Origin of the sequence: Kosakonia pseudosacchari (genome assembly GCF_900184035.1) — a bacterium.
Taxonomy (GTDB): domain Bacteria; phylum Pseudomonadota; class Gammaproteobacteria; order Enterobacterales; family Enterobacteriaceae; genus Kosakonia; species Kosakonia pseudosacchari.
Genome location: NZ_FXWP01000013.1, coordinates 520,937 through 540,739, shown reverse-complemented (window position 1 = coordinate 540,739; position 19,803 = coordinate 520,937). Strand labels below are relative to the sequence as shown.

13 protein-coding genes are annotated in these 19,803 nt (G+C 52.2%); 5 read left to right on the top strand and 8 right to left on the bottom strand.

Features of this window, described 5'->3' with window-relative positions; all coding sequences use genetic code 11:
• Positions 1-65: 65 nt before the first annotated feature.
• Together serC and BN2591_RS12575 are read right to left on the bottom strand one after the other, a co-directional pair.
• Positions 66-1,151, bottom strand: a complete 1,086-nt coding sequence (gene serC, locus BN2591_RS12580) for a 3-phosphoserine/phosphohydroxythreonine transaminase (RefSeq protein ID WP_086871905.1) — start codon at positions 1,149-1,151, stop codon at positions 66-68.
• A 162-nt stretch (positions 1,152-1,313) separates the two neighbouring features.
• Positions 1,314-2,006 carry a DUF421 domain-containing protein gene (locus BN2591_RS12575; protein WP_086871903.1) on the bottom strand — a complete coding sequence of 231 codons (693 nt, stop codon included), beginning with the start codon at positions 2,004-2,006 and terminating at the stop codon, positions 1,314-1,316.
• A gap of 137 nt (positions 2,007-2,143) precedes the next feature.
• Here BN2591_RS12575 and ycaO point away from each other — a divergent pair, with 137 nt between their 5' ends.
• The 4 genes from ycaO to pflA all read left to right on the top strand — a co-directional run bounded on the left by ycaO (position 2,144) and on the right by pflA (position 8,436).
• The gene (ycaO, locus tag BN2591_RS12570) at positions 2,144-3,904 is read left to right on the top strand and encodes a 30S ribosomal protein S12 methylthiotransferase accessory factor YcaO (RefSeq protein WP_086872146.1); all 1,761 of its coding nucleotides are present in this window, start codon (positions 2,144-2,146) and stop codon (positions 3,902-3,904) included.
• Between the two features lie 405 nt (positions 3,905-4,309).
• Complete coding sequence (focA, locus tag BN2591_RS12565; protein ID WP_141399339.1) at positions 4,310-5,167, top strand: formate transporter FocA; 858 nt, start codon at positions 4,310-4,312, stop codon at positions 5,165-5,167.
• A 51-nt stretch (positions 5,168-5,218) separates the two neighbouring features.
• Positions 5,219-7,501, top strand: a complete 2,283-nt coding sequence (gene pflB / locus BN2591_RS12560) for a formate C-acetyltransferase (RefSeq protein WP_086871900.1) — start codon at positions 5,219-5,221, stop codon at positions 7,499-7,501.
• Between the two features lie 194 nt (positions 7,502-7,695).
• Entirely contained in the window at positions 7,696-8,436 is a 741-nt protein-coding gene (gene pflA / locus BN2591_RS12555; protein ID WP_020457230.1) for a pyruvate formate lyase 1-activating protein, read from the top strand.
• A gap of 65 nt (positions 8,437-8,501) precedes the next feature.
• Here the strand turns inward: pflA and BN2591_RS12550 are convergent, their stop codons facing one another.
• From BN2591_RS12550 to lrp, 6 genes are all read right to left on the bottom strand, one after another.
• Positions 8,502-9,650 (bottom strand): MFS transporter, encoded by a 1,149-nt coding sequence (locus tag BN2591_RS12550; RefSeq protein ID WP_020457229.1) that lies wholly within the window; start codon positions 9,648-9,650, stop codon positions 8,502-8,504.
• 470 nt (positions 9,651-10,120) lie between these two features.
• Positions 10,121-11,413 (bottom strand): serine--tRNA ligase, encoded by a 1,293-nt coding sequence (serS, locus tag BN2591_RS12545; protein WP_017456177.1) that lies wholly within the window; start codon positions 11,411-11,413, stop codon positions 10,121-10,123.
• Positions 11,414-11,504: 91 nt separating this feature from the next.
• The gene (gene rarA / locus BN2591_RS12540; protein ID WP_086871898.1) at positions 11,505-12,848 is read right to left on the bottom strand and encodes a replication-associated recombination protein RarA; all 1,344 of its coding nucleotides are present in this window, start codon (positions 12,846-12,848) and stop codon (positions 11,505-11,507) included.
• 9 nt (positions 12,849-12,857) lie between these two features.
• Positions 12,858-13,469, bottom strand: coding sequence for an outer membrane lipoprotein periplasmic chaperone LolA (lolA, locus tag BN2591_RS12535; protein WP_045506659.1), 612 nt, complete (start codon positions 13,467-13,469; stop codon positions 12,858-12,860).
• Positions 13,470-13,588: 119 nt separating this feature from the next.
• Positions 13,589-17,647 carry a DNA translocase FtsK gene (gene ftsK / locus BN2591_RS12530; protein ID WP_086871897.1) on the bottom strand — a complete coding sequence of 1,353 codons (4,059 nt, stop codon included), beginning with the start codon at positions 17,645-17,647 and terminating at the stop codon, positions 13,589-13,591.
• A gap of 120 nt (positions 17,648-17,767) precedes the next feature.
• On the bottom strand, positions 17,768-18,262 hold the full coding sequence (gene lrp, locus BN2591_RS12525) for a leucine-responsive transcriptional regulator Lrp (RefSeq protein ID WP_000228469.1): 495 nt from the start codon (positions 18,260-18,262) through the stop codon (positions 17,768-17,770).
• Positions 18,263-18,815: 553 nt separating this feature from the next.
• On the opposite strand from lrp, the gene trxB reads away from it, so the two are divergent.
• Positions 18,816-19,781: a thioredoxin-disulfide reductase gene (gene trxB, locus BN2591_RS12515; RefSeq protein WP_086871895.1), complete on the top strand. Its 966-nt coding sequence runs from the start codon at positions 18,816-18,818 to the stop codon at positions 19,779-19,781.
• The last annotated feature ends 22 nt before the right edge of the window (positions 19,782-19,803 follow it).

The window sequence follows — 19,803 nt, the reverse complement described above, 5'->3', positions numbered from 1 at the left end:
TCACTCTCAACAAACAGAAGAAAACCCCCGCAGTAAAACTACGGGGGTACGTCAAAACAGTGTAATTAACCGTGGCGGCGTTCGAAATCGACCATAAAGTCAGTGAGCGCCTGTACGCCCGCCAGCGGCATCGCATTATAGATAGAGGCGCGCATCCCGCCGACAACACGGTGGCCTTTCAGCGCATGCAGACCCGCAGCGAACGACTCCTCAAGGAAGACTTTATCAAGCGCGCTGTCCGCTAACTGGAACGGCACATTCATGCGTGAACGGTTCGCTTTCGCGACGTCGTTGCGATAGAAATCGCTGTTGTCGATCACCCCGTAGAGCAACTCGGCTTTTTGCTGGTTAATTTTATCCATTGCCGCCACACCGCCCTGTTTTTTCAGCCACTTAAACACCAGCCCGGAGAGATACCAGGCAAAGGTTGGCGGCGTGTTAAACATTGAGTCGTTTTCATTCAGCACGGTGTAATCAAGGATCGACGGGCAAGCCTGATGCGCTTTACCCAGCAGATCTTCGCGCACAATTACCAGCGTCAAACCTGCCGGGCCGATATTTTTTTGCGCACCTGCATAGATCACACCGAAGCGGCTTACGTCAATCTGACGAGAGAGAATTGTTGAGGAGAAGTCAGCGGCGACGATCACATCACCGAAGTCCGGCGTTTCATCGATCGCAATACCGTCAATCGTTTCATTCGGACAGTAATGCAGATAGGCCGCATTATCGCTCAATTGCCAGTCACGCATCGGTTTCACCGCACGCAAACCATCAACAGTGATTTTGGCGTCAATAACGTTCGGTGAGCAGTATTTTTTCGCTTCTTTAACCGCGCTCGCCGCCCAGTAGCCCGCATCAACGTAATCAGCGGTGGTTTTATCGCCCAATAAGTTCAGCGGAACGCCCGCAAACTGGCCGCGTCCGCCGCCGTGACAGAACAGAACCTTATAGTTAGAGGGAATATTCAGCAGGTCGCGAAAATCCTTTTCTGCTTCTTCCGCCACGTGGATAAACTCTTTACCACGATGGCTAATTTCCATCACCGACGTTCCAAGACCTTGCCAGTCGCACAGCTCTTGTTGCGCTTGTTTGAGCACATCCGCCGGTAATACTGCCGGGCCAGAACTAAAATTAAAGACCTGAGTCATTTCCCCTCACCACGCTATAAAGCAATAAGTTATTCCTGTGACATCGGTTTTATCATTCAGCGCTACGCGCCGCAACGGGTAATGGGCGCCAGCGGCAAGATGTGCGCTAACTCACATAGCAGAAAGTTTTGTTTGCTCAGCGCAGACCCGATAAAAACGCTGTTATGTCACGCGAACGGCCCGGCTTGCCTTCGACCATTCCGGATTTGCACAACGCGGGCAAGATTGCTTTTCCCCTTTTTGCATGGCGACAATTTTACTGCAGCGGACACAAACATAGTCCCCCGCTTCGGGAACCTCTGTGAAACGCTCACTGCATCCTTCAGGCAAAATACATAACCCGGGTTTCACCTCATCGTCCGGGAAGTAGTAAACGCTAATTTGACCGTTGGTTTCCATTATTGCCAGGCGAATCTGTCCGAGTTGTTCCACGCCACTTAAACGCAGCTCCATAAAGAACTCGAATTCCGTCATGTTCTCCGCATGCACTTTTTCCCATGCCAGTTCGCCGTTCTCGACGATGACAACCGGTTTGCCTTCCAGCAAATCCTCCAGCTTTTCGCTGTGCGACATCAGCCACATCACAAACCGATAGAGCACCGCTAAAGTGATAAACACCACCAGCACTGGCAGCATTGGCACATCGTCGTAGAAAGCGACATCCCCGGCAGCCGATCCCAGTGTCAGGATTATCAACACCTCAAACAGGGACATCTGGCGTACGCCACGTCGCCCGGTGATTTTGAGAAATAAAAAGACCAAAACAAAGGTATAGAGACTACGCAGTGCGACTTCCCCGAGAAACTCAAGAGGGACCTTGTCGAGCGCCATACGCTGCAGATCAAACGCTTTCATTTTTTATGCCTGAACAGTTCGTTACTTTTCTTAATCATAGCCAGAAGTTTTATTTTCGTCGGTCAGACGTGGAAGATAGCGTCAGTCACGCAAAACCCGTATCATTGCGCGCTTTACGTACGAAAAAAGTGACCGCCATGACTCAAACATTTATTCCCGGCAAAGACGCCGCACTGGAAGATTCCATCGCCCGCTTCCAGCAAAAGCTCACCGATCTCGGCTTTAACATCGAAGAGGCCTCATGGCTGAACCCGGTGCCAAACGTCTGGTCTGTACATATTCGCGATAAAGAGTGCGCGCTGTGCTTCACCAACGGTAAAGGTGCGACCCAAAAAGCTGCGCTGGCCTCTGCGCTGGGCGAGTATTTCGAGCGTCTGTCCACCAACTACTTCTTCGCTGATTTCTGGCTGGGTGATGAAATCGCACAGGGCCCATTCGTTCATTACCCGAATGAGAAATGGTTCCCGCTGCCAGAAGATGACTCCCTGCCGGAAGGCATTCTGGATGCGCGTCTGCGCGCTTACTACGACCCGCAGAACGAACTGGCTGCCGGGATGCTCGTTGATCTGCAGTCCGGCAACGATGAGCGCGGTATCTGCGCCCTGCCGTTTACCCGCCAGTCTGATGAGCAGACGGTTTATATCCCGATGAATATCGTCGGTAACTTATACGTTTCTAACGGCATGTCCGCCGGGAATACGCGCAATGAAGCCCGCGTGCAGGGGCTGTCCGAAGTATTCGAACGCCATATTAAAAATCGCATTATTGCCGAGAGCATCAGCCTGCCGGAAATCCCGCAGGATGTGCTGGCGCGCTATCCGGGCGTTGTCGAAGCGATTGCCAAACTGGAAGCGGAAGGTTTCCCGATTTTTGCTTACGACGGTTCGCTGGGCGGTAAATATCCGGTTATCTGCGTTGTCCTGTTCAACCCGGCTAACGGCACCTGTTTTGCCTCTTTTGGTGCGCACCCTGATTTCGGCGTGGCACTTGAGCGTACCGTTACCGAGCTGCTGCAAGGCCGCGGGTTGAAAGATCTGGACGTGTTCACACCGCCAACCTTTGATGATGAAGAAGTGGCCGAGCATGCCAACCTCGAAACGCACTTTATCGACTCCAGCGGTTTGATCTCATGGGATCTCTTCAAGCAGGATGCGGATTATCCGTTTGTTGACTGGAGCTTCGCTGGCACGACGGAAGAAGAGTTCGCCACACTTATGGCTATCTTTAAGGCGGAAGATAAAGAAGTCTACATTGCCGATTATGAACATCTGGGCGTTTACGCCTGCCGTATTCTGGTGCCTGGCATGTCCGATATTTATCCGGCGGAAGATCTGTGGCTGGCGAACAACACCATGGGCAGCCATTTGCGCGAAACCATCCTCTCTTTACCAGGCAGTGAATGGGAAAAAGAGGAGTACCTCAACCTTATCGCACAGCTTGATGACGAAGGTCATGATGACTTTACCCGCGTTCGCGAACTGTTGGGTCTGGCGACCGGTAAAGACAATGGCTGGTACACGCTGCGCATTGGTGAACTAAAAGCGATGCTGGCGCTGGCAGGCGGCGATTTGGATCAGGCATTGGCCTGGACTGAATGGACGATGGAATTCAACGCCTCGATCTTTAGCGCCGAACGGGCCAACTACTACCGCTGCCTGCAGACATTATTGTTACTGGCACAGGAAGAGGATCGCGAGCCGCTGCAATACCTGAATGCATTCGTTCGTATGTATGGTGCACAAGCGGTTGAAGTTGCCAGCGCCGCGTTAAGCGGTGAAGCGCCGTTCTACGATCTCCAGCCTGCAGACGGTTCGCTGAAAGCCTTCCCTGCACACCAGTCTTTGTTAGCGGCTTACGAAAAATTACAACGCGCTAAACGTGCGTTCTGGTCGAAATAACGACAAGTAGTACGACAATATGTAGGCTTAATGAACGGTCTACGCTATATTACGGGGCAATTTCATTGCCCCTTTTTATTTATTATTTGGCGATGACAACCATATGTAATATTAAAGTTAAATATGGGTAAATATAATTATCCATTAAAACTAATATTGTTACTTATTATGGTGATTACTCCATTTTAATTAACTGTTGTTTGGGAGACCGCATAAAAAAATTCAACTCATTTTGTAATTCTTAAACTTTATTTTTATTTTGATAATCAACAAGTTACTCCGCAACCGTAGAAAAACCATACGCTTTGCGGTCCTATAAGCCAGGCGAGATATGATCCATATCAAATTCTCTTCTATAATGCTTTGTTAGTATCTCGTCGCCGACTTAATAAAGAGAGAGTTAGTGTGAAAGCTGACAACCCTTTTGATCTTATTCTTCCAGCCGAGATGGCCAAAGTTGCCGAAGAAGCTGGTGTCTATAAAGCGACTAAACATCCGCTTAAGACTTTCTATCTTGCGATTACCGCAGGTGTGTTTATCTCCATTGCTTTCGTGTTCTACATCACCGCCACCACAGGTACCGGCGCAATGCCGTACGGTATTGCTAAACTGATCGGTGGTGTCTGCTTCTCCCTGGGGCTGATCCTTTGCATCATTTGCGGTGCCGATCTCTTTACTTCAACCGTACTGATTGTCGTGGCGAAAGCCAGTGGGCGTATTACCTGGGGGCAGCTGGCCCGCAACTGGATTAACGTCTATATCGGCAACCTGGTGGGTGCGCTGCTGTTTGTGTTGTTAATGTGGTTGTCTGGCGAGTATATGGTCGCCAACGGCGGTTGGGGCTTAAACGTGCTACAAACCGCAGATCATAAAGTACACCACACCTTTGTTGAAGCTGTAGCGCTGGGCATTCTGGCTAACCTGATGGTGTGTATGGCCGTGTGGATGAGTTATTCCGGCCGCAGCCTGATGGATAAGGCCATGATTATGGTTCTGCCGGTGGCGATGTTTGTTGCCAGCGGTTTTGAACACAGTATTGCGAATATGTTTATGATCCCGATGGGTATTGTAATTCGAAACTTTGCAAGCCCGGAGTTCTGGACCGCCGTTGGCTCCAGCCCGGAAAATTTCTCTCACCTGACCATTATGAATTTCATCACTGATAACCTGATCCCTGTAACAATCGGGAATATCATCGGTGGAGGATTATTAGTCGGGTTGACATACTGGGTCATTTACCTGCGTGGCAACGATCATCATTAATGGTTGTTTCAGGCAGTAAATAAAAAATCCACTTAAGAAGGTAGGTGTTACATGTCCGAGCTTAATGAAAAATTAGCCACAGCCTGGGAAGGTTTTGCGAAAGGTGACTGGCAGAAAGAAGTCAACGTACGTGACTTTATCCAGAAAAACTACACCCCGTACGAAGGCGATGAGTCCTTCCTGGCTGGCGCTACTGAAGCGACCACCAAACTGTGGGACAAAGTCATGGAAGGCGTTAAACTGGAAAACCGCACTCATGCGCCAGTTGATTTTGACACCTCCGTTGCATCAACCATCACTTCTCACGACGCGGGTTACATCAACAAGTCATTAGAGAAAATCGTTGGTCTGCAGACTGAAGCTCCGCTGAAACGCGCAATCATTCCGTTCGGCGGTATCAAAATGGTTGAAGGTTCCTGCAAAGCGTACAACCGCGAACTGGATCCGCAACTTAAAAAAATCTTCACCGAATACCGTAAAACCCATAACCAGGGTGTATTCGATGTTTACACCAAAGATATTCTGAACTGCCGTAAATCCGGTGTTCTGACCGGTCTGCCGGATGCTTACGGCCGCGGTCGTATCATTGGTGACTACCGTCGCGTTGCGCTGTACGGCATCGACTTCCTGATGAAAGACAAATACGCTCAGTTCCAGTCTCTGCAGTCTGATCTGGAAAATGGCGTAAACCTGGAAGCGACTATCCGTCTGCGTGAAGAAATTGCTGAACAGCATCGCGCACTGGGTCAGATCAAAGAGATGGCAGCGAAATACGGTTGCGATATCTCTGGTCCGGCTACCAACGCTCAGGAAGCAATCCAGTGGACCTACTTCGGTTACCTGGCCGCTGTTAAGTCTCAAAACGGCGCTGCAATGTCCTTCGGCCGCGTATCCACCTTCCTGGACGTGTACATCGAACGTGACCTGAAAGCAGGCAAAATCACTGAGCAAGACGCTCAGGAAATGATTGACCACCTGGTCATGAAACTGCGTATGGTTCGCTTCCTGCGTACTCCTGAATATGATGAACTGTTCTCTGGCGACCCGATTTGGGCAACTGAATCTATCGGTGGTATGGGCGTTGATGGCCGTACGCTGGTTTCCAAAAACAGCTTCCGTTTCCTGAACACCCTGTACACCATGGGCCCGTCTCCGGAACCGAACATCACTGTTCTGTGGTCTGAAAAATTGCCGCTGAACTTCAAAAAATTCGCTGCGAAAGTCTCCATCGATACCTCTTCTCTGCAGTATGAGAACGATGATCTGATGCGTCCGGACTTCAACAACGATGACTACGCAATTGCTTGCTGTGTAAGCCCGATGGTTGTGGGTAAACAAATGCAGTTCTTCGGTGCGCGTGCTAACCTGGCGAAAACCATGCTGTACGCCATCAACGGCGGCGTTGATGAAAAACTGAAAATGCAGGTTGGTCCGAAATCTGAACCGATCAAAGGCGACGTGCTGAAATTCGACGAAGTGATGGATCGTATGGATCACTTTATGGATTGGCTGGCTAAACAGTACGTCACCGCGCTGAACATCATCCACTACATGCACGACAAATACAGCTACGAAGCTTCACTGATGGCGCTGCACGATCGTGACGTTATCCGTACCATGGCTTGCGGTATCGCTGGTCTGTCCGTAGCGGCTGACTCCCTGTCTGCTATCAAATACGCGAAAGTTAAACCGATTCGTGACGAAGACGGTCTGGCTATCGACTTCGAAATCGAAGGCGAATATCCGCAGTTTGGTAACAACGACGCTCGCGTTGATGATATGGCGGTTGACCTGGTTGAACGTTTCATGAAGAAAATTCAGAAACTGACAACTTACCGCAACGCTATCCCGACTCAGTCTGTTCTGACCATCACTTCTAACGTTGTGTACGGTAAGAAAACGGGTAACACCCCGGATGGCCGTCGCGCTGGTGCGCCGTTCGGACCGGGTGCTAACCCGATGCACGGCCGTGACCAGAAAGGTGCTGTTGCCTCTCTGACTTCCGTTGCTAAACTGCCGTTTGCTTACGCTAAAGATGGTATCTCTTACACCTTCTCTATCGTGCCGAACGCGCTGGGTAAAGACGATGAAGTCCGTAAAACCAACCTGGCTGGTCTGATGGATGGTTACTTCCATCACGAAGCGTCCATCGAAGGTGGTCAGCATCTGAACGTGAACGTCATGAACCGCGAAATGCTGCTCGACGCGATGGAAAACCCGGAAAAATATCCGCAGCTGACCATTCGTGTTTCTGGTTATGCCGTACGCTTTAACTCCCTGACTAAAGAACAGCAGCAGGACGTAATTACTCGTACTTTCACTCAGACCATGTAATGGTATTGACTGAAACTACGCAGTAAAAAGCGTATAATAAAGGCTCCACGACCGTGGGGCCTTTTTAACACATGAAGTGTGCTTCGTCAGCCATCTATACTTGCTGGATGTCTGCCAAAACAGACTTAGCGCAGAAGGAATTAAACTGCGCAGACACAGGCCCCGGATGGGCCACATCTGGAGAAAACACCGCAATGTCAGTTATTGGTCGCATCCACTCCTTTGAATCCTGCGGCACGGTCGACGGCCCGGGCATCCGTTTTATCACCTTCTTCCAGGGCTGCCTGATGCGCTGCCTGTATTGCCACAACCGCGATACCTGGGATACACACGGTGGCAAAGAGATCACCGTTGAAGAACTAATGAAAGACGTCGTTACTTATCGGCACTTTATGAACGCCTCCGGCGGGGGCGTCACGGCATCCGGTGGAGAAGCAATCTTGCAGGCAGAATTCGTTCGCGACTGGTTTCGTGCCTGTAAAAAAGAGGGCATCCACACCTGCCTCGATACTAACGGCTTTGTGCGCCGTTACGATCCGGTGATTGATGAATTGCTGGAAGTTACCGATTTGGTGATGCTCGATCTCAAGCAAATGAACGATGAGATCCACCAGAATCTGGTCGGCGTATCCAATCACCGGACCCTTGAATTCGCCCAGTATTTATCGAAGAAAAATATCAACGTCTGGATCCGTTACGTCGTGGTACCCGGCTGGTCTGACGATGACGATTCTGCCCATCGCCTTGGTGAATTTACCCGCGACATGGGCAACGTCGAGAAAATCGAACTCCTGCCCTATCACGAGCTGGGCAAGCATAAATGGGTGGCGATGGGCGAAGAGTATAAGCTGGATGGCATTCACCCGCCGAAGAAAGAGACCATGGAGCGCGTTAAAGGCATCCTGGAGCAGTACGGTCATAAAGTAATGTACTAAGCCATCCTGAGACAAAAAAGCCACAACACTCAGTTGTGGCTTTTTTATTTATCAAGCGGCGTATTTCAGGCGTGCGCCACCGGCGTTGGGTGATGTCCTGCTTTGCGCATCAGCATCACCAGATAGATAAACGACACACCCGCAATCATGATAAACAGCAAGCTATCTGAGTAGCTTTGCATCAGCATTGCGGTCAGCGTCGGACCAAGCAGGCTGCCAATGGTGTAACTCAGCAACAGCGCCTGGTTCATTGCCACCAGCTGGTGATGTTCCACTTTCTCACAGGCCCATGCCATCGCCACCGGGTACAGGGTAAAGCCTGCGGTCCCGAGCACAAAAAGCGCGGGAGCCATAGCGGCATTGCTCAACATCGCAAAACATCCCACGATCACGACAAACACCTGCACACGCAGCACCAGCAGGCGACCAAAACGATCTGCCAGCCGACCAATCGGCCACTGCCCTACAATACCGGCGCTAACCATCAGCGCCATCCAGAAACCAATCCCCGAATCGCTGATCCCCTGGTGCGAAAGATAAAGCGGCATCAAGCCGTACAGCGAACCAAGAATGATCCCGGAGATGATACAGCCATTCACGCCCAGGCGAGCATGGCGCAGGCGCAGCATCGGCCATACCGAGGTCGGAGCCTGCTCTTCACTCTGCTGGTTGACAATGCGAGTAAACAGCAGCGGCAGGATCGCCGTTAACACCAGCGCAGTCGTCCACGGCAGTACGCTCATCAGATCTGTCGGCAACTTACTGACCATCACCTGGCCAAGCACTGTGCCGACGTAGTAAACCATCATATAAGCTGCTAACAGGCGCCCACGATTGCGCGATGTGCCGCTGCACATCAGAGCACTTTCCACGACCACCCAAATCATCGCGCAGCCCACACCAGCGACAAAGCGCCAAACCATCCAGCTCCAGAAACCAATCATTAGCCCCAGGCCAACACAGCCTGCGGCAAAAATCAGCGAAGCAAGATAATAGCTGCGGTTAAAACCCAGACGGCGAATTAAACGGCCGGTCAGTAACGTACCCAGCAAATTGCCAGTGAAATAGGAAGAACCCACCATCCCAACCTGCCAGGTCGGTAAATTTTCGTGGGCGAGCCAGAGCGGTACGAGCGTATTTAGCGTCGCGATCGCCAGCGTCAACAGCATTAAGCCACAGAGCAATAGCAGCACTGGCCGGGTATAGATGGACATGGATAAAAACCGTGAGGAAGTTCAGTTTGCGTGCGCATCATGCCACCGGTAAGGACATTGTCAATCCACGGATTTTGGACGCTGACGTGTTTTGCACCACGACGATTCGTAAAACTTATCCAGCATTGGGCTTAAAAGAGAATGACATGATTCACACTATTGAAAATAAAAGAATACTTTTGCTAACAGGCAGAATTATCGGTCGAAAAAATTCATGATGAATGCCGACATAAAAAAGGCTGAAACTGGTACGGGAAAATGTGCAGTAAAAATTATTTCCCTGCACAGCAGGCTGCATGGATCTTATCCAGCAAGGACGTGCCAAAACCTGAAACAGAAACTTCAGCCAGTTCTCTGAACGTTAACCCCGAACCTGGTGCTCCCCCCGCGCACGGGGCGTTGTTTTTTAGTAAGCAATAAAAAAGCGCCCGCAGGCGCTTTCAGAATGAACATTCACTACAGGCAGATGATTAGCCGATAAACTCAAGGCCGTTCATGTACGGACGCAGTACTTCCGGCACTTCAATTCGACCATCAGCCTGCTGATAGTTTTCCATTACCGCCACCAGCGTACGGCCAACTGCCAGACCGGAACCATTCAATGTATGTACCAGGCGGGTTTTCTTGTCGGACTTGCTACGGCAGCGCGCCTGCATACGACGAGCCTGGAAATCCCAGACGTTAGAGCAGGAAGAGATTTCGCGGTAAGTGTCCTGCGCCGGTACCCACACTTCCAGATCGTAGGTTTTGCAAGCGCCGAAGCCCATATCACCCGAGCACAGCAGCACTTTACGATAGGGAAGCCCCAGCAGCTGCAACACTTTCTCCGCGTGACCCGTCATCTCTTCCAGCGCCGCCATGGAATCTTCCGGGCGAACGATCTGCACCATTTCAACTTTATCGAACTGGTGCATACGGATCAGACCGCGCGTATCACGCCCATAAGATCCCGCTTCTGAGCGGAAACATGGCGTGTGCGCAGTCATTTTGATCGGCAGATCATCTTCATCAATGATCTCATCACGCACCAGGTTTGTCAGCGGAACTTCCGCTGTCGGGATCAACGCGTAATTGCTACTGTCTGCTTCTTCTTCCAGCGGACGAGTGTGGAACAGATCACCCGCGAATTTCGGTAACTGCCCGGTGCCGTACAGCGTATCCTGGTTGACCAGATACGGAACATAGTTCTCTGCGTAGCCATGCTGTTCGGTGTGTAAATCCAGCATGAACTGCGCCAGCGCACGATGCATGCGCGCAATCTGCCCTTTCATCACTACAAAGCGAGAGCCGGTAAGTTTCACCGCTGCGGCGAAATCCAGCCCGCTGTGCATTTCACCCAGCGTCACGTGATCGCGAATGTCGAAATCAAATTTGCGCGGCGTACCCCAACGGCTGACCTCAACGTTGTCATTTTCGTCACGGCCGACTGGAACACAATCGTCTGGCAGGTTAGGGATTGTCAGCGCGATGTCGCGGATCTCCGCCAACAGAGTTTCCAGCTCCGCTTTAGCCGCGTCCAGCTCTTCACCCAGCTTGTTCACTTCCAGGCGTAAAGGCTCGATATCTTCCCCGCGTGCTTTCGCCTGGCCAATGGATTTCGATCGCGAGTTGCGTTCCGCCTGCAAGTTTTCCGTATTAACTTGCAAGACTTTACGACGCTCTTCAAGCGCGCGTAATTTATCTACATCCAGCTTAAAGCCCCGGCGTGCCAGTTTTTCAGCGACTGCGTCTGGCTCGGTACGCAGCAGATTGGGATCGAGCATGCTTTTCCTGTGCTTATCGAATTGAAATAAAAGAATACGACCGCAGCCTGCGGTCGATGGTGTAAGTCGTAACCTTACCGCAACGCCCGCACTAGCGATAGCGTTTTATAGGGCTTTTATGATCCTGTTCGGTAAGCCAGGCGAGCTTTTCGCCAATCTTACCTTCAAGGCCTCTTGTCGAGGGGTGATAATAGCGTGTCTGTGCCAGTTCTTGCGGGAAATACTCTTCACCAGCGGCATAGGCATTGGGTTCGTCATGAGCGTAACGATACTCCTGCCCGTAGCCCATCTCTTTCATCAGTTTGGTGGGTGCATTACGCAGATGAACCGGCACGTCATAATCGGGGCGATCGCGTGCATCCGCCAGCGCCGCTTTGAACGCGGTATAAACGGCATTGCTTTTCGGTGCGCAGGCAAGGTAGACAATCGCCTGCGCGATGGCACGTTCGCCTTCTGCAGGACCAACGCGCGTAAAACAATCCCAGGCGGCAATCGCGACCTGCATCGCACGCGGATCGGCGTTACCGACATCTTCAGAGGCAATCGCCAGGCAGCGGCGCGCGACATATAAAGGATCACCACCGGCCGTAATAATTCGCGCATACCAATAAAGCGCCGCATCCGGCGCACTGCCGCGGACCGATTTATGCAACGCGGAGATCAAATCGTAAAAACGATCGCCTTTATTGTCGAAACGGGCGCTGCGTTCACCGGCAATTTCCGTGAGCAGTTCTGGCTTTAATACACGCTTGCCGGAACTGTCGAGTTCCGCCATATCTGCCATCATCTCAAGCGTGTTAAGCGCCCGACGCGCATCACCGCCAACCAGCTCGGCAATCGCCCGCCGGGTTTCATCCGGCAGAACAATATCCTGCCCGCCGTAACCACGTGCTTTGTCTTCCATCGCCTGCGTTAAGACCTGCTCGATATCCTCGGTGGTCAGCGATTTAAGCAAATAAACACGCGCGCGAGACAGCAACGCAGAATTGAGTTCAAAAGAGGGGTTTTCCGTCGTCGCGCCAATAAACGTGATGGTGCCATCTTCAATATGCGGCAGAAAAGCGTCCTGCTGACTTTTATTAAAGCGGTGAACTTCATCGACAAACAGAATGGTACGACGTCCGGCGTTACGGTTTTGGCGCGCGCGCTCAATGGCTTCACGGATCTCTTTCACCCCGGAGGTCACCGCAGAGATACGTTCTACATCTGCACTGGCATAACGCGCTATCACTTCTGCGAGCGTGGTTTTGCCCGTTCCCGGCGGCCCCCACAGAATCATGGAGTGCAAATGCCCGGCTTCAATCGCACGCGGGAGCGGCTTACCCGGTGCAAACAGATGTTGCTGACCAATGTACTGCGCTAAATTTTCTGGCCGCATACGCGCGGCCAGAGGTTGAAACGCATTATCGGAAAAGTCGAGCGACATGTTACTCATGCACGCCTCTTACTTGCGCTGATCGTCAACCGTTACGCCCTTCGGCGGGGTAAAGGTAAATTTAGATGCATCAACAGTGCCGTTTTGCTGCGATTTAAGCTGATAGCTGCTGCGCTGATCGTCCTGCTCAATGGCGCTAAATTGATGGATTGTGCCATCACGCCCCACGTTGATGGTGAACTGTTTCAGGTTGCCGTTGTTGCCTTTCGGCGTCAGAACGAAATCGTCACCCTTTTGCTCAATATTGTACTGCTGCCAGTCGCTTGCCTGATTACGGGCAATCAGCATAAACGGTGTGTTACCCGTGGCGTCTTTCAGCCAGGTTGCAGTTGCCTGTTCAACAAATGGGTTATAGAACCACAGCGTTTTACCATCTGACACCAGAACACTTTCATCCGGTTGGGTCATGTGCCAGTTGAACAGGTTCGGGCGTTTCACCCATAGATCGCCCTGACCTTCCTGCACCGCAGCACCGCTGCCATCGGTCACTTTTTGAGTGAAGGTAGCGTGAAAGCTGCTGACTTTATCGAGACGGCTTTTCAGGTCGCTGGAAGCATCCGCCCAGACATTGCTGACCAACAGACTACCCATTAATGCACAAACCAAAGCGACTTTTTTCATTGCTGTTCCTTAAATACGTCACTCCCGACATGGGAGAATACTTCTGTCACTCTAAGCACCATGTACCGGCAGCAACAGAAGAAAAGACTGAATTTCTATTGCGTTACATATTTTTGCAATCAGTCAAACGGCGGCGGTGCCAGCACTTCACGGTTTCCGTTATGCCCTTGTTCGCTGACGATCCCCTGGGCTTCCATCTGCTCAATGATGCGCGCAGCGCGGTTATAGCCGATACGGAACTGGCGCTGTACGCCGGAGATAGAGGCTTTGCGTTTTTCGGTCACGAAATTAACAGCCTGATCGAATAACGGATCCAGCTCTTCGCCCCCATCAAAACCGCCACCTGCACCGCCTTCGTTTTCGCTATCCGACGTAATGCCATCGACATACTGCGGACGCCCGCGCGCCTTCCAGTCCTGCACAACAGCATGCACTTCCTGGTCACGAACGAATGCACCATGTACACGTACCGGTGCAGAAGTCGAGTTCGGGCCGGAATAGAGCATATCCCCCATCCCCAGCAGCGATTCAGCACCGCCCTGATCGAGGATGGTACGTGAGTCAATTTTGCTCGAAACGGTAAACGCGATACGTGTCGGGATGTTGGCTTTAATCAGGCCTGTAATGACATCCACTGATGGACGCTGAGTCGCCAGCACCAAGTGAATGCCCGCAGCGCGCGCTTTTTGCGCAAGACGCGCAATCAGCTCCTCTACTTTCTTACCGACGGTCATCATCAAATCGGCGAATTCATCCACCAGCACCACGATATACGGCAGTTTTTCCAGCACCGGATGTTCGACATCCATGCTGTCACCCGGCTTCCAGTAAGGATCCGGGATCGGGCGGCCCATCCGCGCTGCTTCAGCGATCTTCTCGTTGTAGCCCGCCAGGTTACGTACTCCGAGCGCCGACATCAGCTTGTAGCGACGTTCCATTTCATTGACGCTCCAGCGCAAGGCGTTGGCAGCGTCTTTCATGTCGGTGACGACTTCGGTAAGCAGATGCGGGATCCCTTCATACACTGACAACTCAAGCATTTTCGGGTCGATCATAATAAAGCGCACCTCTTCCGGCGTCGCTTTATACAACATGCTGAGGATCATGGCATTCACGCCTACCGATTTACCGGAACCGGTCGTACCCGCAACCAACAGGTGTGGCATCTTCGCCAGGTCGGCTATAACCGGGTCACCTGCGATATCTTTACCCAGCACGACTGTCAGCGGCGACGGGTTTTCGCGGAATTTCACGCAATCCAACACTTCACGCAAGTAAACGGTTTGTCGTTTCTTGTTCGGCAGTTCCAGACCAACGTACGGTTTACCCGGAATAACTTCCACCACACGCACAGCAACGGTCGACAACGAACGCGCCAGATCGCGGGAAAGGTTCGAAATACGCGCAGCTTTCACACCAGGGGCGAGATTTAACTCAAAACGGGTGATAACCGGGCCAGGAGAATAATTGACCACATCAGCTTTGATGCGAAAATCCGCCAACCGCGCTTCCACCAGACGCGCCATCTGTTCCAGCGCGAACGTATCTACCGGTTCAACTTCCGCTGGCGGCTGCGTCAACAAATCCAGCGACGGCAGCGGTGTCGTCGGTTTTTGCATCGGGCGGCTGTCGCCATTACGCATTAGCAACGGGTGAATCAGACTCTCTTGCGGTTGTGCAGCAGGTTGCTGAACCGGCTGCTGATACTGCTGCGACTGTGCAGCTGGTTGATGCACCGGTTGCTGATAGTGCTGCGGTTGTGCAGCTGGTTGATGCACCGATTGCTGATAGTGCTGCGGTTGTGCAGCTGGTTGATGCACCGGCTGCTGATACTGTTGCGGCTGTGCAGTAGGTTGATGCGCCGACTGCGGATATTGCTGCGGCTGTGCAGCTGGTTGATGCGTCGGCTGTTGATAGTGTTGTGGCTGTGCAACAGGCTGATGAGCGGGCTGCTGATAGTGCTGCAGCTGTGCATATGATTGGTGAGCGGGCTGCTGATAATGCTGCAGCGGTTGTTGGTGGTGCTGCACAGCAGACGGTTCCTGCTCCGGCATCACGCCAGGTGTGAACAGCGGTTCGCCTGGACCATCATCTACCAGCGTCTTCATTGGTGAGAACGCAAAGTCCTCCGGCATAAATGCTTGCGCCGCGGCAGGCTGTTCACCTGCATACCGCTGCTGCTGCGACGCCGCAAACTGACGTGCAAGCTCCGCCTCTCCTGCGTCTTCTTCACTCGGTACAGCATGCTGCGACTGGAATTGCGGCGTTTCATGCTGGAATCCATCACCATAGCGATCATGCTGCGTAGCGGCAAACTGGCGTGCCAGTTCATCCTGCTGCTGCATATCAGCGGCGTCTTCTGAGAATTGATCATTATGATGGCGCGTTTCATCTTCTTCGCGCGCGCGTTCTTCGGCCATCCGTTGAGACGGCAGCTTGATGCCATAAGAAGCCAGTTCACGGCGCGTCGGTACACGCACCCGGTTCGGACGTGGCAGTTGCGGGCCAATTCCCTCTTTCACCTGCGGACGCGGCGTACCACCCGCTGCAAGGCTGAAAACCGGACCTGCGGCTGTTGCTGCGGCGACACTACTGGTGACCTGCTGCACCCCGGCGGCAACTGGCGCAACGGTTGCTTCAACAGGCGGTATCGACGGCATTGTCGGCGCAGCCGGTTTTGAAACCGGCTCGATATTTTCAGGCTCAGGAATCGGCTGATACCACGCCGCCAGTTGCTCACGCTCACGCGCGCGTTTCTCCTCTACTTCCTCAAAGTAATAAAGAGGAGGACGAGTCTGTTTCACTTCTTCAACCACAGGCTCAGGCTCGACAACGAGTTCAGGCGCCGGGGAGATTTGCGGCTGCGGCTCACTCTGCCATGGCAGCGGATCATGTACCGGCTGCGAATAAACCTCATTTTCTTGCGGCTGTGCTGTCACCGGAGCTTCTGGCATCCAACTATCCTGCGCGACAGGCTGTTGCCACTGTGGCTCAGCGTATTGTGCAGCCGGATATTCAGCTTCGTGTGAAACCGATTGGTTTGATACAGGCTGGTAAGATGCGAGAGAGTTCTGCTCTTCTGGCGTTGGCTGATACGCAGCGGTCTGTTGAACAGGCGGCTGAGCATAGGGCCATTCACTATCCTGCGGTGCCTGCACAACCGGGTCAACCGGCGCGGCATAAGCCTGCGCAGCGACAGTCGTCGCGGCTGCAGCGGTGGCCACTGGTGCCGTTATGCTGCGACCGTTGAGCAGAGGATCGTATTCTTGTTCAGATTCAGTTGCACGATGTCCGGAGAACAACACATCGTCAGCGTCCGCAGGGACACCACGAGCGCTATAAGCAATATCGTCTTCATCGTCATCCATGCGCTTACCGGAGAACAACGCCTCATCGGTTTTACGCCCCATAGGGTTAGCGAATTTTTCAGCAACACGTTTACGCCTTGCCAGGGCACCACGCAGGATACGCGCACGACGAGATTCTCGCGGAGCATCCATGTCGCCTGCATCCTCGTCATCATCTTCATATTCGTCGTCATCAACCCAGGTGTCATCCCGGCGGGTACGATTACTGGCAAAAGTGAGAATATTGAGGATCACACTGCCAATTTTCTCGGCAATGGTCACCCATGACCACCCGGTGAACAGCGTCAAACCGGCGGCCCAGATACAGAGCAGCGCCAGTGTACCGCCACTGCTACGCAGCAAAGGTTGTAGCGTGGTACTTAGCAAGCTGCCAATAACACCGCCGGAGGCGAAATACCAGATATCATCCGCATTAATCGCCGCCAGGCCACAAGAAGTGAGGATCAGCGCCAGCGCGCCAATCATGCGCAGCGATACGGCAAAATAGTCGATATAGTCTTCACTGGCCCGATGGCGATAAGCAAACCAGCAGCCGCCGATAATAATCACCGGGATGGTATAAGCCATGATGCCAAAAATGAAAAACAGCGTATCGGCAAGCCACGCGCCAGGCACGCCGCCAAGATTATGGATAGGCTCATGCCAGGCCGTTTGCGACCAACTCGGATCGGACGGGTTAAAGCTAAGAAGCGCTGCCATTAACCAGACGGCAGAAAGTGAAACGAGGATCAGCAACGCCTCCAGGAGTCGACGTCCGCTGCTTAACTTGGTCAGTGTGACTTCTTTGTCTTCGGTGTATTCCTGGCTCAAGACAGGCTCTCCAGGTCCTTGATGCTAAAACGGACAACAGCGCCGGGTCTCCCCGGCACTGTTGCTGTATGGATTAACAGGAGTGTAATCAAAAAACAGCGATTTTGCACCTGTTCCGTATTAGCGCGTCTTAATTACCAGACGATTGCTCTGTTTGACTTCTTCCATTACCACATATGTGCGGGTGTCGTTAACGCCCGGCAGACGCAACAGGGTTTCCCCTAACAGTTTGCGGTAGGCCGACATATCCGGCACACGCGTCTTCAACAGGTAGTCGAAATCGCCTGAAACCAGATGACACTCTTGAATCTCTTCAAGTTTTTGCACGGCGGCATTGAATTGTTCAAACACATCCGGCGCGCCACGATTCAGAGTAATCTCAACAAATACCAGAAGTGATGCATCCAGATAATGCGGGTTCAGCAGCGCCGTATAGCCCTGAATAAACCCTTGTCTTTCCAGCCTGCGCACACGCTCAAGGCATGGCGTTGGGGAAAGCCCCACTCGTTTAGAAAGCTCGACGTTGGAAATACGCCCATCTTTTTGCAATTCGTTCAGAATATTACGATCGATGCGGTCGAGATCTTTGCCAGGGCGCTTCTTGCTATCTACCATTATTATTGTCTCTCTGTATTCCTTCCCTACTCCTGTCTTGACCCTGTGCACTTCACTGTTCAGAGTCTTTGCCCGTCGCGCTACGCGGCGCGTAATGTTAATTAGCGCGTCACGTAATCCCAGGGGCAGTATTGAGAAGACCGTTGCCAGGGGCAGCTATCGATATCACGAATGGCGTCTGTCCACGCCATACGTAGATTTCGCTAGCCCGGTAAAAATGGCATTTACATGCATGAACTTGCGTCACGCGCGAAACACTGCTTTTTTTCTTCCTTTGATGTTTTCGCAAATGCGCAGGGGATTGTCAAAGCAAAACATCTTTTTTTAGTACAACATGCCAGATATTCATCAGGGTCGTTCCCTAATCATCATTTTATCACCTTATAACTGCCCCTTTTTCAGTAGGAATTATTATGTTTCACCTGTGAATTCGTAGTCAGCCATTGGTCATTTCTATTACACATATCGTTAACAAAATCGCTGCGCCCTTTTTTTACGCCAGTAAATTCCCTACAATCCAGCCCAATGTCTGCCAAACAACAATGAGGATCTCATGGGTACGGCCAAACACAGTAAGCTGCTTATCCTTGGTTCAGGCCCTGCCGGTTATACCGCTGCGGTCTATGCTGCGCGCGCAAACCTGCAGCCGGTTCTGATTACCGGTATGGAAAAAGGCGGCCAGCTCACCACCACCACTGAAGTGGAAAACTGGCCGGGCGACCCGCACGATCTGACCGGGCCACTGCTGATGGAACGCATGCATGAGCATGCCACCAAATTTGATACCGAAATCATTTTCGATCACATCAACAGCGTGGATTTGCAAAATCGTCCGTTCCGCCTGACTGGCGACAGTGGCGAGTACACCTGCGACGCATTGATTATCGCCACTGGCGCGTCTGCGCGTTATTTGGGCCTGGCGTCTGAAGAAGCGTTCAAAGGCCGCGGCGTTTCCGCCTGCGCAACGTGTGACGGTTTCTTCTACCGTAACCAGAAAGTCGCGGTGATTGGCGGTGGTAACACTGCAGTAGAAGAAGCGCTATATCTGGCAAATATTGCCTCTGAAGTGCATCTGATCCATCGCCGTGACACGTTCCGCGCAGAAAAAATCCTTATCAAACGCCTGATGGATAAAGTGGAAAGCGGTAACATCGTGCTGCATACCCACCGTACACTGGAAGAGGTGACGGGTGACCAGATGGGCGTTAGCGGCCTGCGTTTACGCGATACGCAGAATGCAGATAACGTCGAATCACTGGAAGTTGCAGGTCTGTTTGTGGCTATCGGTCACAGCCCGAACACCGCCATCTTTGAAGGTCAACTGGCGCTGGAAAACGGCTACATCAAAGTGCAGTCCGGTATTCATGGCAATGCCACGCAAACCAGCATTCCTGGCGTCTTTGCTGCCGGTGATGTCATGGATCATATTTACCGTCAGGCGATCACTTCTGCAGGTACAGGCTGTATGGCAGCGCTGGATGCAGAACGCTATCTCGACGGGCTTGCTGAACGTAAATAATCTTTACAACTCAGTAACAAAG